This window comes from Alloalcanivorax venustensis ISO4 (genome assembly GCF_015356855.1).
Lineage (GTDB): Bacteria > Pseudomonadota > Gammaproteobacteria > Pseudomonadales > Alcanivoracaceae > Alloalcanivorax > Alloalcanivorax venustensis.
Genome location: NZ_ARXR01000015.1, coordinates 48,564 through 68,599, shown reverse-complemented (window position 1 = coordinate 68,599; position 20,036 = coordinate 48,564). Strand labels below are relative to the sequence as shown.

Genomic DNA, 20,036 nt, shown 5'->3' with positions numbered 1-20,036 from the left:
TTTTCCCGGTAATCCGCGATGAACCATAAAAAAGCCCCGCCGGGACACGGCGGGGCTTGCTTGCAAGGCAGATCGATCAGAGTCGCCCGCCGCCAAATCAGGCAGCGATGGCGTTACGCAACTTCTTCAGCGCGTTGTTCTCGAGCTGGCGGATGCGTTCGGCGGAAACGCCGTACTCGTCCGCCAGTTCCTGAAGGGTGGACTTCTGGTCGGCCAGCCAGCGGCGCTCGAGAATGTCGCGGCTGCGCTCGTCCAGGGTCATGATCGCCGAGCCCAGCTGGCGCGAGCTGCGCTGCTGATCGTCCTCGGCGGCGACCAGGTCGGCCGGGTCGCTGTTGTCGCTGTGCAGATAGGCCGCCGGCGACGGAATCGGGCTGTCCTCGTCGTCGCTGGTGGGGCCGTCGAAACTGGCGTCGAAGGCGCCCAGGCGGCCTTCCATTTCCTTCACCTGGGTGGCGGTGACGCCCAGATCGTCGGCCACGCGCTGCGCTTCTTCCGTGGTCAGCCGGCCGAGACGCTTCTTCTGGCCGCGCAGGTTGAAGAACAGTTTGCGCTGGGCCTTGGTGGTGGCCACCTTGACGATGCGCCAGTTCTTGATCACGTATTCGTGGATTTCGGCCTTGATCCAGTGCACGGCGAAACTCACCAGCCGCACGCCCTTGGACGGGTCGAACCGTTTCACGGCCTTCATCAGGCCGACGTTGCCTTCCTGGATCAGGTCGCCCAGGGGCAGGCCGTAACCGGTGTAGCTGCGGGCGATGTGCACCACGAAGCGCAGGTGGGCGAGCACCAGATTACGGGCGGCGTCCAGGTCTTCGTCGAAGTACAACCGCTCGGTCAGCTGACGCTCTTCGTCGACGCTGAGCACGGGCACGCTGTTCACCGCGCGGATATAGGCATCCAGGTCGTGACCCGGGACCGCCAGCGGTAATGCGTTAGCCTGTTGCAGTTGTGTTTTCATGTCTCCCTTCTCCCTTATTGGGTTGGGCATGATGTTAGCACTCGGATTCTTGGAGTGCTAATAGCCGGATTGGTTCCCCGTCATTCATCCTCTCAATGACGGGGCCGGACGGGGGATCCAGGCTACCCGAAGCGGGTGACCGTTCCGTGATCCCGGTCAATGCTGGGACACCCAATGTAGGAGAGATTTCCCGCGGCGAGGGTAAAGAAACGAAAAAAAGCCGTCGCTCAGAACTGCGGCTCCACATCGCCCAGATGCCGGCTCACCGCCAGCCAGGCGCCCAGCAGGCCCAGGGTGCCGCTGAACAGGGGCAGCACCAGCACGGTGGACGGGCTCATGCCGGTGAGCGAGTGCTCGCTTTCATAGAGGTTCAGCAGCTCGTCGATGGGCCCGCCCAGCCACCACAGCGCGGTGCCCACCAGCACCAGGGACAGCACGCCCCCGGCGAACCCGAAGCAGAAGCCGCTGTACAGAAACGGGCGGCGCACGAAGCCGTCGGTGCCGCCGACGATCTTGATCACCACGATCTCCTCGCGCCGGCTTTCGATGGCCAGGCGGATGGTGTTCACCACCACCAGCACCACGGCGGCGGCCAGGCCCAGGGTGAGCACGCCGATCAGCCGGTCCCCCAGCTCGATAATGGCGTGCAGGCGGCGCACCCAGGCCACGTCGAGCTGGGCGTTGTCCACTTCCGGCAGGGCGTTGAGCCGGGTTTGCAGCGCCTCCACCTGGCCGGGGGCGGTGTTGTCCGGGTAGACCACGATCAGCGGCGGCAGCGGGTTGTCCGGCAGGGCTTCGAGCACGTCGCCGAAGCCGGACAGCGCCTTGAACTCGTCCAGGGCCTGGGCGCGGGTGATCACCTCGGTGCGTTTCACCGTGTCGAAGTCCGCCCAGTCGTCGGCCAGCCGCCGTTGCCGGTCCTCGTCCACGTCCATTTCCAGGAACACGGACAGGTGGGCGTTGCCGTCCCAGCCCTTGGTGATCACGCGGGCGTTGTCCAGCAGCACCGCCAGCCCGGCGGGCAGCGCCAGGGCGATGGCGATCACCAGCACCGTCATCAGGGCGCTGGAGGGGGCGGCGCGCATCCGGTTGAGGGCGTCGCGCAGGGAGTCCCGGTGGTGGTGGCGCCAGGCCCGCAGGCGGTCGCCCAGAGAGGTGCGCGCGCTGCGGGCGCCGCCGGGCCGGCGGGCGCGGGGGCTGTTAGGCGCCATGGTCGTCGTCCTCGCCGTCGTGAATCAGGCGGCCTTCGCGCAGCGTCAGCAGGCGGTGCCGGTGGCGGGCGATCAGCGAGAGGTCGTGGGTGGCGATCAGCACCGCCACGCCGACCCGGGCGAAGTCATGGAACAGGTCCATGATCTCGGCGCTGAGCGCCGGGTCCAGGTTACCGGTGGGCTCGTCGGCGAGCAGCAGCGGCGGCTTGTTGACCACCGCCCGGGCGATGCCCACGCGCTGCTGCTCGCCGCCGGACAGCATGATCGGGTTGAGCTTTTCCTTGTTGAGCAGGCCCACCTTGTCCAGGGCCGCGCGCACCCGCTTGCCGATGTCGGCGCGGGCGAAGCCGGCGATCACCAGCGGCAGGGCCACGTTGTCGAACACGCTGCGGTCGAACAGTAACTGGTGGTTCTGGTGCACCATGCCGATCTTGCGGCGCAGGAAGGGCACCTGCCGGGTGCTGAAGCCGTTCAGGTTCTGGCCTTCCACGAACACCTGCCCCTGGGTGGGGCGTTCGATCATCATGATCAGCTTGAGCAGCGTCGACTTGCCGGCGCCGGAGTGACCGGTGAGAAAGGTCAGTTGGCCGGCGGGCAGCTCGAAGTTGATGCGACGCAGGGCGTCCTTGCCGTTCGGGTAGCGCTTGCTGACCCGATCAAACTTGATCATGGCGGTCCTTCGGACAGTGGCAAGCTACAAGCCTCAAGCTAAAACCGCGCCGCGAGCGCGGTGAGGGCCTGTCAGTTTGGCATGGCGGAGCGCGCGTTGCAGCTTGCAGCTTGCGGCTTTCAGCGTCACGCAGTGACATCCTCAAACAATGCCTGGACGAATTCCTCGGCGTTGAACGGGCGCAGGTCTTCCAGCTGTTCGCCGACGCCGATAAAGCGGATCGGCAGGCCGGTGCGCTTGGCCAGCGCGAACAGAATGCCGCCCTTGGCGGTGCCGTCCAGCTTGGTCAGCACCAGGCCGGTGACCCCGGCGGTGTCGCGGAACTCCTCGGCCTGATTGATGGCATTCTGGCCGGTGCCGGCGTCCAGCACCAGCAGCACCTCGTGGGGCGCTTCCGGCGACAGCTTCTTCATCACCCGGGTGACCTTGGAGAGCTCCTCCATCAGATTGCCCCGGGTGTGCAGGCGGCCGGCGGTGTCCGCGATCAGCACGTCGGCGCCCCGGGACTGGGCCGCCTGCACCGCGTCGTAGACCACGCTGGCGGAGTCCGAGCCGGTGTGCTGGGCGACCACCGGAATGCTGTTGCGCTCGCCCCACACCTGCAGCTGCTCCACGGCGGCGGCCCGGAAGGTGTCGCCGGCGGCCAGCATCACGCTCTTGCCTTCGGCCTTGAAGCGGCACGCCAGCTTGCCGATGGTGGTGGTCTTGCCGACCCCGTTCACGCCCACCATCAGAATCACATAGGGCTTTTTGGAGGTGTCGATTTCCAGCGGCCGGTCCACCGGCACCAGCAGGTTGCGCAGCTCTTCCTGCAGCGCTTCGTAGAGCGCGTCCGCGTGCACCAGTTCCTGACGGCCGACCCGGTCGGTGAGGTTGCCGATGATGGTGTCGGTGGCTTCCACGCCCACGTCCGCCACCAGCAGCTGAGTCTCGATTTCCTCGAAGATCTCGTCGTCGATCTCCTTGGCGCCCACCAGCAGGTCCGCCAGGCCCTTGCCCAGGTTCTTGCTGGTCTTGCTCATGCCCTGCTTCATGCGCGCCCAGAAACCGCCGTCGGATTCGGCGGGCGCCCCCTCAGGCGCGGCTACCGGCTCGCTGGCCGGGCGCTCGGGCTGTGCCGGGGCTTCCGCCGGCTCGGCGCTGTCCGGCTCGGGTTCGGACGGTTGCGGCTGCTTGCCGAACATGCGCGAGAACAGGCCGGCCTTCCTGGCGCCGCCGCGCGGCTCGTCGTCACGGGGCGTGCGGGCGCTGTCCTCGGCCGGGTCGCGATCGTCGTCGCGTGAAACTTCGTCGTTCATGGTCAGTCGTATCCATCGGGTTGGGAGCCACCCGCCCGCCTGATGGGGTAGGGTGGGAGCCCGGAAATGCCTTGCCCGCTCATCACGGGCGCGCGGCTATCCTACCATTGTCATTGCTGCCCGCCATAAACAGCGTAGAGGATTGCGGATGAAACCACTGTTGATCGCCCTGGGGTTGAGCCTGATCACGCTCACCGCCCGCGCCGAACTGCCGACCCACGAGTTCCAGCTCGATAACGGCCTCGACGTGCTGGTACGCGAGGATCACCGGGCGCCGGTGATCACCGTCATGGTCTGGTTCAAGGCGGGCAGCATTGATGAGGCCCCCTATGAAACCGGCCTGGCCCATGTGCTCGAGCACATGATGTTCAAGGGCAGCAAGCGGCTCGACGCCGGCGAGTTTTCGCGCACCGTGGCCCGCTTCGGCGGCAGCGACAACGCCTTCACCAGCTACGACTTCACCGCCTATTTCCAGCAGTACGAGGCGTCGCGGCTGCCGCTGGCCCTGGAACTGGAGGCGGAGCGCCTGAAAAACCTGAAGATCGACGACGAATCCTTCCGCCGCGAACTGCAGGTGGTGATGGAAGAGCGCCGCCAGCGCACCGACGACAAGCCCACGGCGCTGGCCTGGGAAAAATTCCAGGCGGTGGCGCGGCCCGGCACCGGCTACGCCCACCCGATCATCGGCTGGCGCGACCAGCTGGCCCAGCTGCAGCCGCAGCAGGCCCGCGATTGGTATGACCGCTTCTACGTGCCCGGCAACGCCACCCTGGTGATCGCCGGTGACGTGACCGCGGAGCAGGTACGCCCGCTGGTGGAAAAGTTCTTCGCCGATCTGCCCCGCGGCGAAACGCCGCCGCGCCCGGAGACCACGCTCAACCCGCCCCCCGGCGAGCGGCGCATGACCCTGCGGCTGCCGGTGCGGGTGCCGGCGCTCTATATGAGTTATAACGTGCCGTCGCTGACCACCGCCGACCATCAGGACGACTTCTATGCCCTGACCATGCTGGGCGGGGTGCTCGACGGCGGCACCAGCGCCCGCATGGAGAGCAACCTGGTGCGCGGCCAGCGCCTGGCCGCCGGCCTGGGGGCCGGCTACGACGGCCTGCAGCGCGGCAACGGCACCTTTACCATCACCGCCACGCCCAACCCGGAGGTGAGCCTCGACGAGTTGGAGGCGGCGATCAAAGCGGAGATCGAGGAGATCGCCGAGCAGCCGCCCAGCGAGGCGGAAATGGACCGGGTACGGGCCGGGGTGCTGGCGGAGCAGATCTACCAGCGCGACTCGGTGATGGGCCAGGCCATGGAACTGGGCACCCTGTCGGTGCTGGGCCTGGACTGGCGGCTGGCCGGGCAATTCGATGACAACCTGGAAGCGGTGACCCCCGAGCAGGTTCAGCAAGCGGCACGGAAGTGGCTGGTGGCGGAACGCAGCGCCGTGGCCCATGTGATTCCGGAGGGCGAAGAATGATGCAGACGATAAAAGGCTTGTCCGCCCCAGTGGCGGTATGGGTGGCGGCGCTGCTGCTGGCCGGCTGCGCCGGCTTCCCGACCACCGCCGAGCAGGTCGGCCAGGCGACGCCGGCGGCGCCGGAGCTGGAGATTCAGTCCTGGCGTACCGAGCAGGGCGCCAAGGTCATGTTCGTGCCCTCGCCGGCGTTGCCGATGCTCGACGTGCGCCTGGTGATGGACGCCGGCAGCGCCCGCGACGGCGACCAGCCCGGCGTGGCCGCGCTCACCAGCGCCCTGCTGGGCGAGGGCGCCGAAGGGCTGAGCGTCGACGACATCGCCCGTGGTTTCGAGGATCGCGGCGCCCGCTTCTCCACCGGCAGCTACCAGGACATGGGCGTGATCAGCCTGCGCACCCTGTCGCGGCCGCGCTGGCGTGACGACGCCGTGGACCTGTTGGCGCGGGTGATCGGCACCCCCACCTTTCCCGAGGACGCCCTGGAGCGGATCCGCACCAGTGCCCTGCAGGGCCTGAAGATGGAGAAGCAGGTGCCCGGGCCGCAGGTCAACAAGGCGTTCCAGCGCACCCTGTTCGGCGATCATCCCTACGGCCATCCGCAGTCCGGCACGCTGGAAAGCCTGCCCGGTATCGAGCGCGACGATCTGGTGGCGTTCCACCAGCGCTATTACGCCGCCGGCAACGCGGTGATCGCCCTGGTCGGTGACGTCAGCCGCGAGCAGGCGGAGGCGATCGCCGAACAGCTCAGTGAGGCCCTGCCGCGCGGCGACGCGGCCCCGGAGCTGGCCCGGGCCGAGCGTCTCAAGGAGCGTGTCACCGAACACGTGGATTTCCCGTCCAACCAGACCCACATCCTGATCGGCAACCAGGCCACCTGGCGCGGCCACCCCGACCATGTGCCGCTGTACGTGGGCAATTACATCCTCGGCGGTGGGGGCTTCGCGTCCTTGCTGACGCAGAAAGTGCGGGAAGAGAAAGGCTACGTTTACGGGGTGTCCAGCTTCTTCAAGCCGATGGCCGCCGGTGGCCCCTTCATCCTGCAATTGCAGACCGCCAACGACAACGCCGACCAGGCGCTGGCTTTGTCCATGGGCATCGTGCGGGATTTCATCGAAAACGGTCCCGCCGAGGCGCAGCTGGAGGCCGCCAAGGCCAACATTCTCGGCAGCCGGGCACTGGAAACCGCCGACAACAGCGATATCATCGGCCAGCTCGGCGCCATCGGCTTCTATGATTTGCCGCTGGACTATCTGCAGCGCTTTAACCAGCGCGTGGAGGCGGTGACCGTGGAAGAGATCCGCGCGGCGTTCCAGCGGGCGCTGGACGCCGACCGGCTGGCCATCGTCAGCATCGGCCCCCGCGCGCCGCAAACGGACCGGCAATGAAGGCAAGAGGCAAAACCAGCAAGGGGCAGGTGCGTATCATCGGCGGCGAACGGCGCGGCCACCGGCTGCATTTCGTCGATCAGCGCGGTGACCTGCGCCCGTCGTCGGATCGCATGCGCGAAACCCTGTTCAACTGGCTGCAGGCGGAGCTGGCCGGCGCCCGGGTGCTGGACCTGTTCGCCGGGTCCGGCGCGCTGGGCGCCGAGGCCCTCAGCCGTGGCGCCGGCCAGGCCCTGCTGGTGGAGAAAAAGCGCGACCGCTGCGCGGACCTTAGCCGGCAGCTGACGCCGCTGTTCGGCGAGCGGGTGCGCGTTCATTGCGCCGATGCGCTCAAGTGGCTGGCGCGCTGCGAGGAGCGCTTCGATCTGGTGTTTATCGATCCACCCTATGATCTGGGTCTGGCGGCGCCGGCCTGCGAGGCGCTGGAGGCGCTCGGGCTGCTGAAACCCGATGCGCGGATTTATGTAGAATCGCGCCGTCACGACGCGGCGCCGGCGGTGCCCGAATCCTGGGAGCGCCTGCGCGAGAAGGACGGCGGCGACGTACGTGCCCAACTCTACCGCCGACCCTGAGCGCCGGGCCGGTGTGGTTGGTTTTTGGTTTTCAATAACGAAGGTGTCTGACTATGTGGCTTGCTCTGGGGGCGGTGATCGCCGGTCTTGTGGTTCTGGTATGGAGCGCCGACCGTTTCGTGGACGGTGCTTCAGCCACCGCCCGGCACGCCGGCATGCCCACGCTGCTGGTCGGCATGCTGGTGATCGGCTTCGGCACCTCGGCGCCGGAGATGGTGGTCTCGGCGCTGGCCTCCGTCGACGGTAACCCGGGCCTGGCCCTGGGCAACGCCTACGGCTCCAACATCACCAATATCGCGCTGATCCTGGGCCTGGTGGCGCTGCTCAGCCCGATCTCGGTGCACTCCTCGGTGCTGCGGCGCGAGCTGCCGGTGCTGGCGGTGATCATGCTGCTGGCCGGTTACCAGCTTTACGACGGCCAGGTCAGCCACCTGGACGCCGTGGTGCTGCTGGCGGTGTTCTTTATGCTGATGGGCTGGTCGGTGTACCAGGGCATGACCGGCAAGGGCGATCCCATTGTCGGCGACGTGGACGCCGCCGCCGAGGAACCCATGCCGCTGGGTCGCGCCATCTTCTGGCTGGTGTTCGGGCTGGTGCTGCTGGTGGCCAGCTCGCGCCTGCTGGTGTGGGGCGCGGTGAGCATCGCCGAGGGCCTGGGCGTCAGCGATCTGGTTATCGGCCTGACCGTGGTGGCGGTGGGCACCTCCCTGCCGGAGCTGGCGTCGGCGCTGGCGGCGGTACGCAAGAACGAGCACGATCTGGCGCTGGGCAATGTGCTAGGCTCGAACCTGTTCAATACCCTGGCGGTGGTGGGGATCGCCGGTGCGATCACGCCGGTGCCGGCGGAGCCCGCCGTGTTTTACCGGGACTGGGTGGTGATGACGGTGCTCACCGTGGCGCTGTTCCTGATGGGCTACGGGTTCCGGGGGGTCGGCACCGGGCGCATCAACCGCATTGAGGGCGCTATTTTGCTGTCCATTTATCTGGGTTATACCGGTTACCTGGTGTCCACCCTGGTGCCAGGCGGCTGACAGGAGTCATACATGCATCGCCCCCCGTTACAGCAGAACTCGTTTCTGGCGCTGCTGGTCCTGGTCACGCTGGGCTTCTTTGTGTTGCTCAAGCCGTTCTACGCGCCCATTTTCTGGGCCTGCGCGGTGGCGGTGATTTTCTACCCCATGCAGCAGCGGCTGCTGGCAAAATGGCCCAACCGCCCTACCCTGATGGCGCTGGTCACCCTGCTGGTGTGCACCGTGATGGTGGTGATTCCGGTGCTGCTGGTGGCGGCGTCGTTCATCACCGAAGGGTTGTCCGTCTACCAGAAGCTTCAGGAAGGCCGGCTGGATCCGAGCGAGTACATCGCCACCTTCCGGGAAGGGTTTCCGCTGGCGTACCACTGGCTGGAACGGTTCGGGGTGGATTTTTCCAACCTGGGTGATCAAGTGATGGCGGGCCTGAAGAGTGCCGGCCAGTTTCTCGGCAAACGGGCCCTGGCGGTGGGTCAGAATACGTTCCGCTTCTTTATCGATCTGGGGCTGATGCTCTATCTGACCTTCTTCCTGCTCCGCGACGGCAACAAACTGATCCAGATGCTGATTCGCGCGCTGCCCCTGGGCGACGACCGCGAGCGCATGCTGTTCAATAAATTCGCCGAAATCACCCGCGCCACCATCAAAGGCAACCTGGTGGTGGCCGCCATTCAGGGCGCCCTGGGCGGCCTGATCTTCTGGTTCCTGGGGATTCCGGCGGCGGTGCTCTGGGGCGTGGTGATGGCGGTGCTGTCGCTGATCCCGGCGGTGGGCGCGAGCTTGATCTGGGTGCCGGTGGCGTTGTATCTGTATGCGGTGGGCGAGATTGTCGACGCGGTGATTCTGACCGCCTTCGGCGCCGTCGTGATCGGTCTGGTGGACAATATCCTGCGGCCGATTCTGGTCGGCCGCGATACCAAGCTGCCGGATTATCTGGTGCTGTTCTCCACTCTGGGAGGGCTGGCGCTGTTCGGCATCACCGGTTTCGCGCTGGGGCCGCTGCTGGCGGGCCTGTTCGTCGCCTTCTGGCAAATCTTCATCCAGGAATTCAACGTGGAACCGGGGCCCGGCTGACGGGGCCATACCTCAAGGAACGAACCAGGAGAACAACATGAACGTGGGATTCTTCGTGCCGGTGGTGGTGGCCGCCGCCCTGGCTTCCAGCTGTGACGACGAGGGTGGTCTTTTCGACTCGTTGCGCTCGGAAAGCTCGATCTACTACTACAACCAGATCACCAGCCAGGGCGCCGAGGATCAGAGCAACCTGACCGTGGACTTCACCGTCGAGGGCGACGAATCCGACAGCGTCGACGACGTGGGCTACTCCCGCGAGGACGAAGCCCCGGAGCTCAATGTCCGCATCGACGACGCCAACGACAACGAAGACAACAGCGTGCAGTTGCGCGGCGTCAATCAGAACGGCGCCAGCCTGTTCAGCGACCGCGCGCGGCTGGCCAACGACACCAGCTACACGGCGGTGTCCTACGGCGACACCACCACCGGCTCCATCGACGTGGGCCTGTTCCAGCAGGACCAGACCGATGTGGAAACCGGCACCGCCCGCTTCCGGGTCATCAACACGGTGAATTCCAATATTCTCAATACCTTCTCTCTGGATCTGCGCTACAACGATTCCAGTGACGGGGAATACTTCGCCACCGACCTGACCATCGGCGAGGCCACGGATTATCAGTCCACGGACGCCGGCAGTCTGAACCTGGTGGTGGTGGAAAACGGTACCGACCCGGAGGAAGAGATCGACCGGGTGGACTGCTCGCTCAGCGGTGGCCGCGCCTATGACGTGATCCTGGCCGTCAACGATCCGCTCAACGTGCCCACCAACGTCGACGACGCCGACGGCGAACTGGTGATCTACTGCCACCCCCACGAGCGCATCTGATAGCATTCCCCCGGTCACACACACCGGGGGATTGTTTTGCCTGCCATTCACACCCGCGAACCGGCTCTGGTTCTGCGCGCCGGGGCCCAGGCCCGGCAACACCTTCTTGAACACGGCCTGCGCGCCGAGGACATCAGCGTGGTGCCCGGCGCCGCCGGCGGTCCCAAGGCCGTGGGCATCAGCGGCCTGGACCAGGCCATTTTCGGGCGGTTCCTGCCCGAAGCGCGGCGCCCGCGCACGCTGATCGGCGCCTCCATCGGCAGCTGGCGGTTCGCCGCCGTGGCCGGCGCCACCGACGGCGAGGACGCCGCCGCCCGCCTGCGCCGCCTGGCGGAGCTCTACAGCGCCCAGCGGTTTCCCAAAGGCATCACGCCCCGTGAAGTCACCCGCCGCTGCGCCCTGATGCTTGATGAACTGCTCGGCGACAGCGATCCGGCGGTGCTCGACAACCCGGACTACCGGCTGGTGGTGGTAGTGATCCGCAGCCGCCGTGCGATCAGCGGCGAAGGCCGCCTGGGGCTCGGCCTGGGCCTGGCCGGCGTGATCGGCGGCAACCTGCTCAGCCGCCGCGCCCTGGGCGTGTTCATGGAGCGCGGCCTGGTGTACCCCGGCGAGGCGCCGCTGCCGCTGTCGGACCTCAACGACTTCGCCACCCACCACATCGGCCTGAGCGGCGAGAACCTGCGCGCCGCGCTGCTGGCCAGCGCCGCCATTCCCATGGTCCTGGAGGGCGTGCGCGACCTGCCTGGTGGGCCCGCCGGCGTCTACCGGGACGGCGGCCTGCTGGATTACCACCTGGACCTGCCGTATCGCACCGACGACGACCTGGTGCTGTACCCGCACTTCACCAACCGGGTGATCCCCGGCTGGTTCGACAAGCCGCTGCGCTGGCGTAACGGCAACGCCGGGCGGCTGGCGCGCACCCTGCTGGTGGCGCCGTCCGCCGATTACCTGGCGCGGCTGCCCCACGGCAAGCTGCCCGACCGCACCGATTTCAAAACCTATCTGGGCGATGACGAAGGCCGTGAGCGGTACTGGCACCGGGCCATCGACGAGAGCCGCCGCCTGGGCGACGAATTTCTTGAGCTGGTGGAGCGCGGCCGTGACGGCGGCGGCGCCCTGGCGGCCCGGCTGCAGCCCTTCTAGCGGCGGGAAACCGGGTCGTAGCGGCGTTGTGTTAGTCTCCCGCTTCGCCGTCCCTTGGCAACGAGGAACAACCGCATGAGCAAAGCGCAAAGCGTTCGCCGAAGCGCCCGGCGCGCCCACTCCACCTGGGCGCTCACCCGGGCCTTCGTGCACCAATACCAGTGGTTTCATCTGGCCATGGGGCTGCTGGGCAACACCACCTTCGTGGTCGGCAGCGTGTTCTTCCTGTGGGAGTCGCTGAAACCGGCCGGGGTGTGGCTGTTCATTATCGGTTCGGTGGGCATGCTGTTGGGCAGCATCGGCGCGGCCATCGTCACCTATGAGCGCGCCAAGGGAAGGGCGCCCGGCGATGTCCAGGAAACGCCCGAATGACCGACGACGAGCAAACCGGCCTGTCGCGCCGGATCTGGCAGCAAACCTGGCCGATGACGCTGGGCGTATTGTCGCTGCTGGGCTTCAACCTGGTCGACAGCGTCTTCGTGGCGCGCCTGGGCACCGAGCCCCTGGCGGCCCAGTCGTTCACCTTCCCGCTGGTGTTTCTCACCATCGGCATCCAGGTGGGCATGGGCATCGCCATTGCCGCGCTGATCTCGCGGGCCATCGGCGCCGGCCAGGAGGAGCGCGCCGGGCGCCTGGGCGTGCTGGTGCTCACCGGCGGCGGCGCGGTGATGGCGGCGTTGGCGCTGCTGCTGTGGGCGGTGCAGGACCCGGCGTTCGCGCTGCTCGGTGCCAGTGACCGCCTGCGTGAAGTGATCCGTCCGTTCTGGACGGTGCAGTTGTGCGCCTCCTGGGTGGGGGCGATGGCCTATTTCGGCTACAGCCTGTTCCGCGCCCACGGCAACACCCGCTTCCCCGGCACCATGATGATGGTCACCAGTCTGGTGAATCTGGTGCTCGATCCGATCCTGATTTTCGGCCTGGGGCCGGTGCCGGCGCTCGGCCTGGAAGGTGCCGCCTGGGCGTCCCTGGCGGCGTTTTCCTTGGGTGGTCTGATCACCGCCCTGGCGCTGCGCGGGCGCGGCTGGCTGGAGCGCGACGACGTGCTCCGCGAGGTGCGCGAATCCGCCGGCCCGTTCGCCGCCATCGCCGGGCCGGCCATGGTCAGCCAACTGATGCCGCCGCTGGCCGCCATGCTCGCCACCGGCCTGGTGGCGCGGCTGGGCGAATCGGCGGTGGCGGCCTGGGGGCTGACCAGCCGCCTGGAAAGCTTCTCCATCGTATTGGTGCTGGGCATGACCATGGCCCTGCCGCCCTGGCTGGGGCGCTGCTACGGCGGCGGCCGCTGGCAGGAAGTGGAACGGGTGATGGCCACCGCCGCGCGCATGGTGGTGTTCTGGCAACTGGGCCTGGGGCTGGTGCTGGCGGTGCTGGCCGCGCCCCTGGCCGGCCTGCTGGTGGAAGACGGCGCCGTGCGTGACCACCTCACCGTGCTGATCCGCTTCCTGCCGCCCAGCTACGGCCTGCTGGGCGTCTGTATGCTGGTGGTCTCCGCCAGCAACGCCCTGGGCTGGCCGGTGCGCGCCATGACCATCTCCTTCCTGCGCCTGTTCGCCTGCTACCTGCCGCTGCTGTCCCTGGGCGCCTGGCTCGGCGGCCTTACCGGCCTGGCGATCGGCGCCGCCCTCGGCAACACCCTCGCCGGCGCCATGGCCTGGCTCGGCTACCGAAGAGCCCTTGCGGGAACTCGGTAATCAAAGGGGCGCGGCTTGTGCGAGCGGGCCCAGCCCGCGAAAGGGAGCGAAGCTCCCGGCAGGATCCCAGAGACCTCGCCAACAGCGACTCTCAACCCAAACAATAACGACCCATCGGGAGACACCAAAAATGCTAAAAAACCTACACCGTGCCGCCCTTGCAGCGGTCCTGGCACTAACCGCCGCGACCACCCCCGCTCTGGCCGACACCACCCAACGTGTCAACCAACTGGCCGAAGCCCAGGCCGACCGCCTGGTGAGCACCTTCAAACACCTGCACGCCAACCCGGAACTGGGCTTCCAGGAGACCGAAACCGCCAAACAGGTCAGCAAGCGCCTCAAAAAACTGGGCTACCAGGTGCACACCGGCATCGGCGGCACCGGCGTGGCGGCGGTGCTGAAAAACGGCGACGGCCCGGTGGTGATGTTCCGCAGCGACATGGACGGCCTGCCGGTGAAGGAGGACACCGGCCTGGACTACGCCAGCCGCAAGCAGGTCACGCTCGATGACGGCAGCAAAACCCACGTCGCCCACGCCTGCGGCCACGACGCCCACGTCAGCTGGCTGCTGGGCATCGCCGAAGTGATGCGAGAGACCCGCGACGCCTGGGCCGGCACCCTGGTGCTGATCGCCCAGCCGGCGGAAGAGCTGATCCAGGGCGCCCAGGCCATGGTCGACGACGGCCTCTACGACCGGGTGCCCAAGCCGGAGCTGCTGATCAGCGCCCATGTGTTCCCGGTGTGGCCCGCCGGCACCGTGGCGGTGCGCGCCGGACGCCGCATGGCCGGCAGCGACCAGCTCGACGTCACCCTGCACGGCGTCGGCGGCCACGGCTCCTCGCCGCAGAATACCGTCGACCCGGTGGTGATGGGCGCGCGCTCGGTGATGGCCTACCAGACCATCGTCAGCCGCAACGTGGATCCGCAGAAACCGGCGGTGCTCACCGTGGGCGCCAGCCAGATCGGCGAAGCCAACAACGTGATCCCGGACAACGGCACCCTCAAGCTCAACCTGCGCTGGTACGAAAAGCCGGTGCGCGAACAGATGCTCGACGCCATCAAACGGGAAACCAACGGCATCGCCCGGGCCGCCGGCGTCGCCGACGACAAAATGCCGGAATACACCCTCAAAGGGTACTCCGAACCGGTCTACAACGACGAGGCCCTGGCCGAACAGGCCCAGCAAACCCTGGCCGCCGGCCTCGGCAAAGAAGCGCTGATGCCCGGCTTCCCGCCGGTGATGGGCTCCGAGGATTTCCCCATGCTGGTGGCCGGGATCGAGGACGCCCGCACCCTGTTCATGGAAGTGGGCGGCGGCGCCCCGGACGTGATGAAGAAATACATGGCGACCGGTGAACTGCCGCCGATGAACCACAACCCCAAGTTCGAGATCATCAACCCGCGCCTGGCCATCACCACCGCCGTGAAAGCCAACAGCCTGCTGCTGTTGGAGGCGCTGTCGGCGGAATAGGACGTCTCACCAAGGGCGGGCTGGGCCCGCTCCCACAAGTCAGCCGCTACGCAGATGGTGCGCGTGGTAGCGAAGATGGTCGTCGATAAAGCTGGCGATAAAGAAGTAGGAGTGATCGTACCCCGGCAGCATACGCAGGGTCAGCGGCACGCCGGCCTGCTTGCAGGCCGCTTCCAGGGCTTCCGGGCGCAGCTGCCCGTCCTGGTAGAAGTTGTCCGCCTCGCCCTGGTCCACCTTGATTTCCGCCGGTGCCGGGGCGCCGGTGGCGATCAGTTCGCAGGCGTCCCATTCCTTCCAGGTTTCACGATCGTCACCCAGGTAGCCGCCCAGCGCTTTCTCGCCCCAGGGGCATTGCGTGGGGTTGGCGATGGGCGCGAACGCGGACACCGAGGCGTAGCGTTCCGGGTTCTTGAGCGCGCACACCAGGGCGCCGTGACCGCCCATGGAATGGCCGCTGATCGACTGCTGGCCGTTGAGCGGGAAATGCCGGGCGACCAGCGCCGGCAGCTCTTCGGTGACGTAGTCGTACATGCGGAAGTGGCGGTTCCAGGGTGCTTCGGTGGCGTTCACGTAGAAGCCGGCGCCGGAGCCGAAATCATAGCTGTCGTGTTCGCCGGGCAGGTCGGTGCCGCGCGGGCTGGTGTCCGGGCAGACGATCGCCAGGCCCAGCTCCGCGGCGGTGCCGTGGGCGCCGGCCTTCTGCATGAAGTTTTCATCCGTGCAGGTCAGGCCGGACAGCCACCACAGCAACGGCACGTCCTGCTCCTCCGCCGCCGGCGGCAGGTAGATGGCGAAGATCATCTCGCAGCCGAGCACTTTGCTGTGGTGCTTGTAGCGCTTTAGCCAGCCGCCGAAGGATTTGGTGGCGGATACCAGTTCCAGTTCGTCAGACGTTGTCATGGCGGATCCCTCGTTGTGTTCGATGGGCGGGCTTCAAGCGGCAAGCCGCAAGCTTCAAGCAGGCCGTGCCGGGCGGCCTGTCGGCCGCGATACAGGATTCAGGATGCAGGATACAGGGGCGAAGGCAGTGCCATCGGAATGGCGCCCTGGGCGTGATGCCAGCCGAGAGGGTTCGCACCACGCCATCCCCTGAATCCTGCATCTTGTATCCTGATTCGTCTTTTGGTGCTTGACTGGCACGGCCCATCAGCCACCAAGCCCCGGCTTGCAGCTTGCAGCTTGCAGCTTGCAGCTTCAGTAAAGAATAACCGACCGGATGCTTTTGCCTTCGTGCATCAGATCGAACGCCTTGTTGATGTCATCCAGCGGCATGGTGTGGGTGACGAACTCGTCGATCTTGATCTCGCCCTTCATGTAGCGGTCCACGTAGCCGGGCAGCTCGGTGCGGCCTTTGACGCCGCCGAAGGCGGAGCCTTTCCAGACCCGGCCGGTGACCAGCTGGAACGGGCGGGTGCTGATTTCCTCGCCGGCGCCGGCCACGCCGATGATGATCGATTCGCCCCAGCCTTTGTGGCAGCACTCCAGCGCCGAGCGCATCACGTTGACGTTGCCGATGCACTCGAAGGAGTAGTCCACGCCGCCGTCGGTGAGCTCGACGATCACTTCCTGGATCGAGTTGCTGTAATCCTTGGGGTTGATGAAGTCGGTGGCGCCAAACTGGCGGGCGATCTTCTCTTTGTCGTTGTTCACGTCGATGGCGATGATCCGTTCCGCCTTCGCCATCACCGCGCCCTGAATCACCGACAGGCCGATGCCGCCCATGCCGAACACCGCCACCGTGGAGCCCGGCTCCACCTTGGCCGTGTTCAGCACCGCGCCGATGCCGGTGGTGACGCCGCAGCCGAGCAGGCAGATCTTGTCCAGCGGCGCTTCCTTGCTGACCTTGGCCAGGGACACTTCCGGCACCACGGTGTACTCGGAAAAGGTGCTGGTGCCCATGTAGTGGTTCAGCTCGGTGCCGTTCAGCGAGAAGCGGCGGGTGCCGTCGGGCATCAGGCCCTGGCCCTGGGTGGCGCGCACCGCGGAGCACAGGTTGGTCTTGCCGGACAGGCAGAACTTACATTTGCCGCACTCGGCGGTGTAGAGCGGAATCACATGGTCGCCGGGTTTGACGCTGGTGACGCCTTCGCCCACTTCCTGGACGATGCCCGCGCCTTCGTGGCCGAACACGGACGGAAACAGCCCCTCCGGGTCCTTCCCGGACAGGGTGTAGGCATCGGTGTGGCAGACGCCGGTGGCGACGATCTGCACCAGCACTTCACCGGCTTTCGGGCCGGCCACGTCGATTTCTTCAATCACCAGGGGTTTGCCTGCTTCCCAGGCGACGGCGGCTCTCGATTTCATGTTTTTCTCCGTAACAGTCAGGACGTCTTACGTCGGTTCTTGGGTTCAGTGTACTGGCGCCGCTTCGCCCTCTTAAGGCATTATTTCGCAATAGATTATTGCTCAGGAGCAACAATGCAGCACTGGGATCGTATCGAGGCCTTCGTCGAGGTGGTGAGACACGAATCCTTCGCCGGCGCGGCCCGGGGCCTGGGGGTCTCCAGCTCCCACGTGAGCCGTCTGGTGGCGCGCCTGGAGACCCAGCTCGGCACCCAGCTGCTGTACCGGACCACCCGCCGTCTGCGGCTCACCGATGCCGGCGCCGTCTATTTCGAGCACTGCGCCCAGCTGTTCGACGGTTTCCAGGAAGCGCTCACCGCGATCAGCGACTACCAGCGCCGGCCCACCGGCGTGCTCAAGCTCACCTGCGCCACCACCTTCGGCGAAAAATTCATCGCTCCGCTGGTCAACGACTTCCTCGCCGAGCACCCGCAACTGTCGGTGCGCATGGACTTCACCAACCGGCCGGTGGACATCGTCGACGAGGGCTTCGACGTGGCGGTGCGCACCGGCGCCCTGCCCGACTCTTCGCTGATCGCCCGCAAGCTGTGCCCGCGCCGCGAGTACGTGGTCGGCTCGGCGGACTATTTCCGGCGCCACCCGCGCCCCCACACCCTGGGCGAACTGGCCGGCCACAACTGCCTGCTCGGTTCCGCCGACCACTGGACCTTCGACCTGGACGGCCAGCACCGGGCCTGGCGGGTGGAAGGCAACTGGCGCGCCAACTCCGGCCTGGCGCTGCTGGACGCGGTGCACAAGGGGCTGGGGCTGGCCCAGCTGCCGGACTACTACGTACGCGAGGGTATCGAGCGGGGCGAGCTGATATCCGTGCTGGACGCCCACGCCTGCACCCACACGGCGGTCTGGGTGGTCTATCCGCGCCACCGGCATCTGTCCCCCAAGGTGCGCCAGTTCGTGGACTTCCTGGTGGCCGGCATGGATGGCCGAGCTTGAAAGCGGCCGTCTCCATCATCAGGTAGAGTTCAGACAAGCCACGAAAGCAAGGAGAGAACATGGCCAAGGCAACCCTCCCGGCCCTGGGGCTGGGCACCTTCCGGCTCAAGGGCGAGCCGCTTATGGGCAGCATCCACAAGGCCCTGGACCTGGGCTACCGCCACATCGACACCGCCCAGATGTACGAGAACGAGGAGACCGTGGGCGCCGCCCTGGACGCCCATGACGTGCCCCGTGACGAGGTGTTCCTGACCACCAAAATCTGGCACGACCGCCTGCAGCATGATGACCTTTTACAAAGTTTGCAGGAGAGCGTGAACCGGCTGCGCGTGGACGCGGTGGATCTGGCCCTGATCCACTGGCCGAGCCCCAACGACGACGTGCCCATGGACGAATACATCGGCGCCCTGGCCGACGCCAAAAAACAGGGCCTGGCCAAGAACGTGGGGGTCTCCAACTTCACCGTGGCGCAACTGGAGCGGGCGCTCAGCGTGCCCGGCGGCGAGGAACTGGTCACCAACCAGGTGGAAGTGCACCCCTTCCTGACCAACCGCAGGGTGGTCGACGCGATCCAGCGCGCCGGTCTCACCGTGACCGCCTACATGCCGCTGGCGGTGGGCAAGGTGCTGGAGGACCCGACCCTCAAGAAGCTGGGTGAGAAGTACGACGCCTCCGCCGCCCAGGTGGCGCTCGCCTGGCTGCACCAGAAAGACATCGTGGTGAGTCCGTCGTCCACCAAGGAAGCGCACCTGAAAGCCAACATGGCGGCGCTGGATATCACGCTGGAACAGGACGACATGGACGCCATCGAGGCCCTTAACCGGGACGAGCGCATCGCCGACCCGGATTTCGCCCCGGACTGGGACTGACGGCGGGCGAGACAAAGCGCCCCTCAGGCTCTAGCATGCGGGCATGGAGCGAATTCCCCACGACAAGCTTGATGCCCGCCAGTTTGATCGCGATGAACGCCTGGAGATCTGGCGTCAGAGCGTCGAACCCCTGTTCGATTGCCGCGCCGCCCGGGAACCCGGCGGCCGTGAATTCCAGGGCCGGCTGGAGAGTTTCAATCTCGGCCAGACGCTGATCGCGCGCAGTGAGTTCACGCCCCTGCACTTCCAGCGGGACCGGCGCACCTCGGACGATCACCTGCTGGTGCAGCTGTACACCCACGGCGGTTACCAGGGCTACAACGGTGACCGCAAGGTGCAGGTGGGCCCCGGCGACATCAGCCTGCTGGATATGGGGCTGGGCCTGGAAACCCTGGCGCCGCGCTCCGGCAACCTGTCGCTGGTGATCCCCCGCGACCGCTTCTTCGCCCTCACCAAACCGGCCGACTACCGGCCGGGCACGGTGCTGCGCGCCGGCACCCCGCTGGCCACTATTCTCGCCAACCACCTGTCCAGTGTCTGGACGTCGCTGGCGGACGCCTCCGTGGACGACCTGCCGGCCATCAACCGCACCCTGGTGGGCGCGGTGGCCGGCGCCCTCTGCCAGGGCCCGGTGCGCGAAGACGCGGCGATGCCGTTCGAGGACGCCGCCCGCGACGCGGTGCGGGCGTTCATCGTTCACAACCTGGACGACCCGGGGCTGGGGCCGGCCCGGCTGTGCCGGCGTTTCGGCCTGTCGCGCACCCGGCTTTACCGGCTGTTCGAGCCGTTCGGCGGCGTCGCCGGCTATATCCGCGAACAGCGCTTGGACCGGGCGTTCCGCGAGCTTGCCGAGCGTGATCTGGGGCAGCGGCGTCTGGTCGAGGTGGCGCTGGAGTGCGGCTTCGACAGCCAGAGCCATTTCTGCCGCCTGTTCCGCCAGCGTTTCGGCATGACCCCCGGTGAGGCCATGGAGCAGGGCCGCTCCGCCCGCGCCCGCCGTTTACGGGCGGACGGCGACGGGCCGTCGCGGCCGGAGTTTCGCGATTGGCTGCTCAGTCTCTGAGCGAAA

General features: G+C 66.9%; 19 protein-coding genes. 13 read left to right on the top strand and 6 right to left on the bottom strand.

From position 1 onward, the window contains the following. Positions 1–97: 97 nt before the first annotated feature. From rpoH to ftsY, 4 genes are all read right to left on the bottom strand, one after another. Positions 98–961 carry an RNA polymerase sigma factor RpoH gene (gene rpoH / locus ISO4_RS10265; protein ID WP_142947779.1) on the bottom strand — a complete coding sequence of 288 codons (864 nt, stop codon included), beginning with the start codon at positions 959–961 and terminating at the stop codon, positions 98–100. Positions 962–1,188: 227 nt separating this feature from the next. Further along, the gene (ftsX, locus tag ISO4_RS10260) at positions 1,189–2,172 is read right to left on the bottom strand and encodes a permease-like cell division protein FtsX (RefSeq protein WP_142947778.1); all 984 of its coding nucleotides are present in this window, start codon (positions 2,170–2,172) and stop codon (positions 1,189–1,191) included. Continuing rightward, positions 2,162–2,842, bottom strand: a complete 681-nt coding sequence (gene ftsE / locus ISO4_RS10255; protein WP_142947777.1) for a cell division ATP-binding protein FtsE — start codon at positions 2,840–2,842, stop codon at positions 2,162–2,164. The genes ftsX and ftsE overlap by 11 nt, the downstream gene beginning before the upstream one ends. Before the next feature lie 125 nt (positions 2,843–2,967). Next, entirely contained in the window at positions 2,968–4,140 is a 1,173-nt protein-coding gene (gene ftsY / locus ISO4_RS10250; RefSeq protein ID WP_194856140.1) for a signal recognition particle-docking protein FtsY, read from the bottom strand. Positions 4,141–4,288: 148 nt separating this feature from the next. On the opposite strand from ftsY, the gene ISO4_RS10245 reads away from it, so the two are divergent. The 10 genes from ISO4_RS10245 to ISO4_RS10200 all read left to right on the top strand — a co-directional run bounded on the left by ISO4_RS10245 (position 4,289) and on the right by ISO4_RS10200 (position 14,801). After that, the gene (locus ISO4_RS10245; protein ID WP_194856139.1) at positions 4,289–5,611 is read left to right on the top strand and encodes a M16 family metallopeptidase; all 1,323 of its coding nucleotides are present in this window, start codon (positions 4,289–4,291) and stop codon (positions 5,609–5,611) included. Next, a complete protein-coding gene (locus tag ISO4_RS10240) occupies positions 5,608–6,993 on the top strand; it encodes a M16 family metallopeptidase (protein ID WP_228548050.1) in 1,386 nt (461 codons plus the stop codon). Before ISO4_RS10245 ends, ISO4_RS10240 begins: the two co-directional genes overlap by 4 nt. Then, positions 6,990–7,565, top strand: a complete 576-nt coding sequence (gene rsmD, locus ISO4_RS10235; protein WP_194856138.1) for a 16S rRNA (guanine(966)-N(2))-methyltransferase RsmD — start codon at positions 6,990–6,992, stop codon at positions 7,563–7,565. The genes ISO4_RS10240 and rsmD overlap by 4 nt, the downstream gene beginning before the upstream one ends. 53 nt (positions 7,566–7,618) lie before the next feature. Continuing rightward, positions 7,619–8,596 (top strand): calcium/sodium antiporter, encoded by a 978-nt coding sequence (locus tag ISO4_RS10230; RefSeq protein ID WP_194856137.1) that lies wholly within the window; start codon positions 7,619–7,621, stop codon positions 8,594–8,596. A 12-nt stretch (positions 8,597–8,608) separates the two neighbouring features. Further along, positions 8,609–9,667, top strand: a complete 1,059-nt coding sequence (locus tag ISO4_RS10225; protein ID WP_194856136.1) for an AI-2E family transporter — start codon at positions 8,609–8,611, stop codon at positions 9,665–9,667. A 37-nt stretch (positions 9,668–9,704) separates the two neighbouring features. Continuing rightward, complete coding sequence (locus ISO4_RS10220) at positions 9,705–10,493, top strand: hypothetical protein (RefSeq protein WP_194856135.1); 789 nt, start codon at positions 9,705–9,707, stop codon at positions 10,491–10,493. 36 nt (positions 10,494–10,529) lie between these two features. Further along, positions 10,530–11,639 (top strand): patatin-like phospholipase family protein, encoded by a 1,110-nt coding sequence (locus ISO4_RS10215; RefSeq protein ID WP_194856134.1) that lies wholly within the window; start codon positions 10,530–10,532, stop codon positions 11,637–11,639. A gap of 75 nt (positions 11,640–11,714) precedes the next feature. Then, a complete protein-coding gene (locus ISO4_RS10210; protein ID WP_142947769.1) occupies positions 11,715–12,011 on the top strand; it encodes a YrhK family protein in 297 nt (98 codons plus the stop codon). Continuing rightward, positions 12,008–13,330: an MATE family efflux transporter gene (locus ISO4_RS10205; protein WP_228548049.1), complete on the top strand. Its 1,323-nt coding sequence runs from the start codon at positions 12,008–12,010 to the stop codon at positions 13,328–13,330. Before ISO4_RS10210 ends, ISO4_RS10205 begins: the two co-directional genes overlap by 4 nt. Positions 13,331–13,460: 130 nt before the next feature. Further along, positions 13,461–14,801: an amidohydrolase gene (locus ISO4_RS10200; protein ID WP_194856133.1), complete on the top strand. Its 1,341-nt coding sequence runs from the start codon at positions 13,461–13,463 to the stop codon at positions 14,799–14,801. Positions 14,802–14,840: 39 nt separating this feature from the next. On the opposite strand, the gene fghA is transcribed toward ISO4_RS10200, so the two are convergent. Together fghA and ISO4_RS10190 are read right to left on the bottom strand one after the other, a co-directional pair. Then, positions 14,841–15,701, bottom strand: coding sequence for an S-formylglutathione hydrolase (fghA, locus tag ISO4_RS10195; RefSeq protein WP_323745368.1), 861 nt, complete (start codon positions 15,699–15,701; stop codon positions 14,841–14,843). Between the two features lie 294 nt (positions 15,702–15,995). Continuing rightward, a complete protein-coding gene (locus ISO4_RS10190; protein WP_194856132.1) occupies positions 15,996–17,105 on the bottom strand; it encodes an S-(hydroxymethyl)glutathione dehydrogenase/class III alcohol dehydrogenase in 1,110 nt (369 codons plus the stop codon). A gap of 114 nt (positions 17,106–17,219) precedes the next feature. Here ISO4_RS10190 and ISO4_RS10185 point away from each other — a divergent pair, with 114 nt between their 5' ends. From ISO4_RS10185 to ISO4_RS10175, 3 genes are read left to right on the top strand one after another with little or no spacing between them, the layout of a single operon-like run. After that, on the top strand, positions 17,220–18,098 hold the full coding sequence (locus ISO4_RS10185) for a LysR family transcriptional regulator (protein WP_194856131.1): 879 nt from the start codon (positions 17,220–17,222) through the stop codon (positions 18,096–18,098). A 59-nt stretch (positions 18,099–18,157) separates the two neighbouring features. Beyond that, complete coding sequence (gene dkgB / locus ISO4_RS10180; RefSeq protein ID WP_194856130.1) at positions 18,158–18,967, top strand: 2,5-didehydrogluconate reductase DkgB; 810 nt, start codon at positions 18,158–18,160, stop codon at positions 18,965–18,967. A gap of 43 nt (positions 18,968–19,010) precedes the next feature. After that, positions 19,011–20,030 carry a helix-turn-helix domain-containing protein gene (locus ISO4_RS10175; RefSeq protein ID WP_194856129.1) on the top strand — a complete coding sequence of 340 codons (1,020 nt, stop codon included), beginning with the start codon at positions 19,011–19,013 and terminating at the stop codon, positions 20,028–20,030. Positions 20,031–20,036: the final 6 nt, after the last annotated feature.

What these genes read in the sequence shown, in the direction of transcription:
- rpoH (WP_142947779.1), bottom strand. Translation starts at nt 961, where the DNA reads ATGAAAACACAACTGCAACAGGCTAACGCATTACCGCTGGCGGTCCCG.
- ftsX (WP_142947778.1), bottom strand. Translation starts at nt 2,172, where the DNA reads ATGGCGCCTAACAGCCCCCGCGCCCGCCGGCCCGGCGGCGCCCGCAGC.
- ftsE (WP_142947777.1), bottom strand. Translation starts at nt 2,842, where the DNA reads ATGATCAAGTTTGATCGGGTCAGCAAGCGCTACCCGAACGGCAAGGAC.
- ftsY (WP_194856140.1), bottom strand. Translation starts at nt 4,140, where the DNA reads ATGAACGACGAAGTTTCACGCGACGACGATCGCGACCCGGCCGAGGAC.
- ISO4_RS10245 (WP_194856139.1), top strand. Translation starts at nt 4,289, where the DNA reads ATGAAACCACTGTTGATCGCCCTGGGGTTGAGCCTGATCACGCTCACC.
- ISO4_RS10240 (WP_228548050.1), top strand. Translation starts at nt 5,608, where the DNA reads ATGATGCAGACGATAAAAGGCTTGTCCGCCCCAGTGGCGGTATGGGTG.
- rsmD (WP_194856138.1), top strand. Translation starts at nt 6,990, where the DNA reads ATGAAGGCAAGAGGCAAAACCAGCAAGGGGCAGGTGCGTATCATCGGC.
- ISO4_RS10230 (WP_194856137.1), top strand. Translation starts at nt 7,619, where the DNA reads ATGTGGCTTGCTCTGGGGGCGGTGATCGCCGGTCTTGTGGTTCTGGTA.
- ISO4_RS10225 (WP_194856136.1), top strand. Translation starts at nt 8,609, where the DNA reads ATGCATCGCCCCCCGTTACAGCAGAACTCGTTTCTGGCGCTGCTGGTC.
- ISO4_RS10220 (WP_194856135.1), top strand. Translation starts at nt 9,705, where the DNA reads ATGAACGTGGGATTCTTCGTGCCGGTGGTGGTGGCCGCCGCCCTGGCT.
- ISO4_RS10210 (WP_142947769.1), top strand. Translation starts at nt 11,715, where the DNA reads ATGAGCAAAGCGCAAAGCGTTCGCCGAAGCGCCCGGCGCGCCCACTCC.
- ISO4_RS10205 (WP_228548049.1), top strand. Translation starts at nt 12,008, where the DNA reads ATGACCGACGACGAGCAAACCGGCCTGTCGCGCCGGATCTGGCAGCAA.
- ISO4_RS10200 (WP_194856133.1), top strand. Translation starts at nt 13,461, where the DNA reads ATGCTAAAAAACCTACACCGTGCCGCCCTTGCAGCGGTCCTGGCACTA.
- fghA (WP_323745368.1), bottom strand. Translation starts at nt 15,701, where the DNA reads ATGACAACGTCTGACGAACTGGAACTGGTATCCGCCACCAAATCCTTC.
- ISO4_RS10190 (WP_194856132.1), bottom strand. Translation starts at nt 17,105, where the DNA reads ATGAAATCGAGAGCCGCCGTCGCCTGGGAAGCAGGCAAACCCCTGGTG.
- ISO4_RS10185 (WP_194856131.1), top strand. Translation starts at nt 17,220, where the DNA reads ATGCAGCACTGGGATCGTATCGAGGCCTTCGTCGAGGTGGTGAGACAC.
- dkgB (WP_194856130.1), top strand. Translation starts at nt 18,158, where the DNA reads ATGGCCAAGGCAACCCTCCCGGCCCTGGGGCTGGGCACCTTCCGGCTC.
- ISO4_RS10175 (WP_194856129.1), top strand. Translation starts at nt 19,011, where the DNA reads ATGGAGCGAATTCCCCACGACAAGCTTGATGCCCGCCAGTTTGATCGC.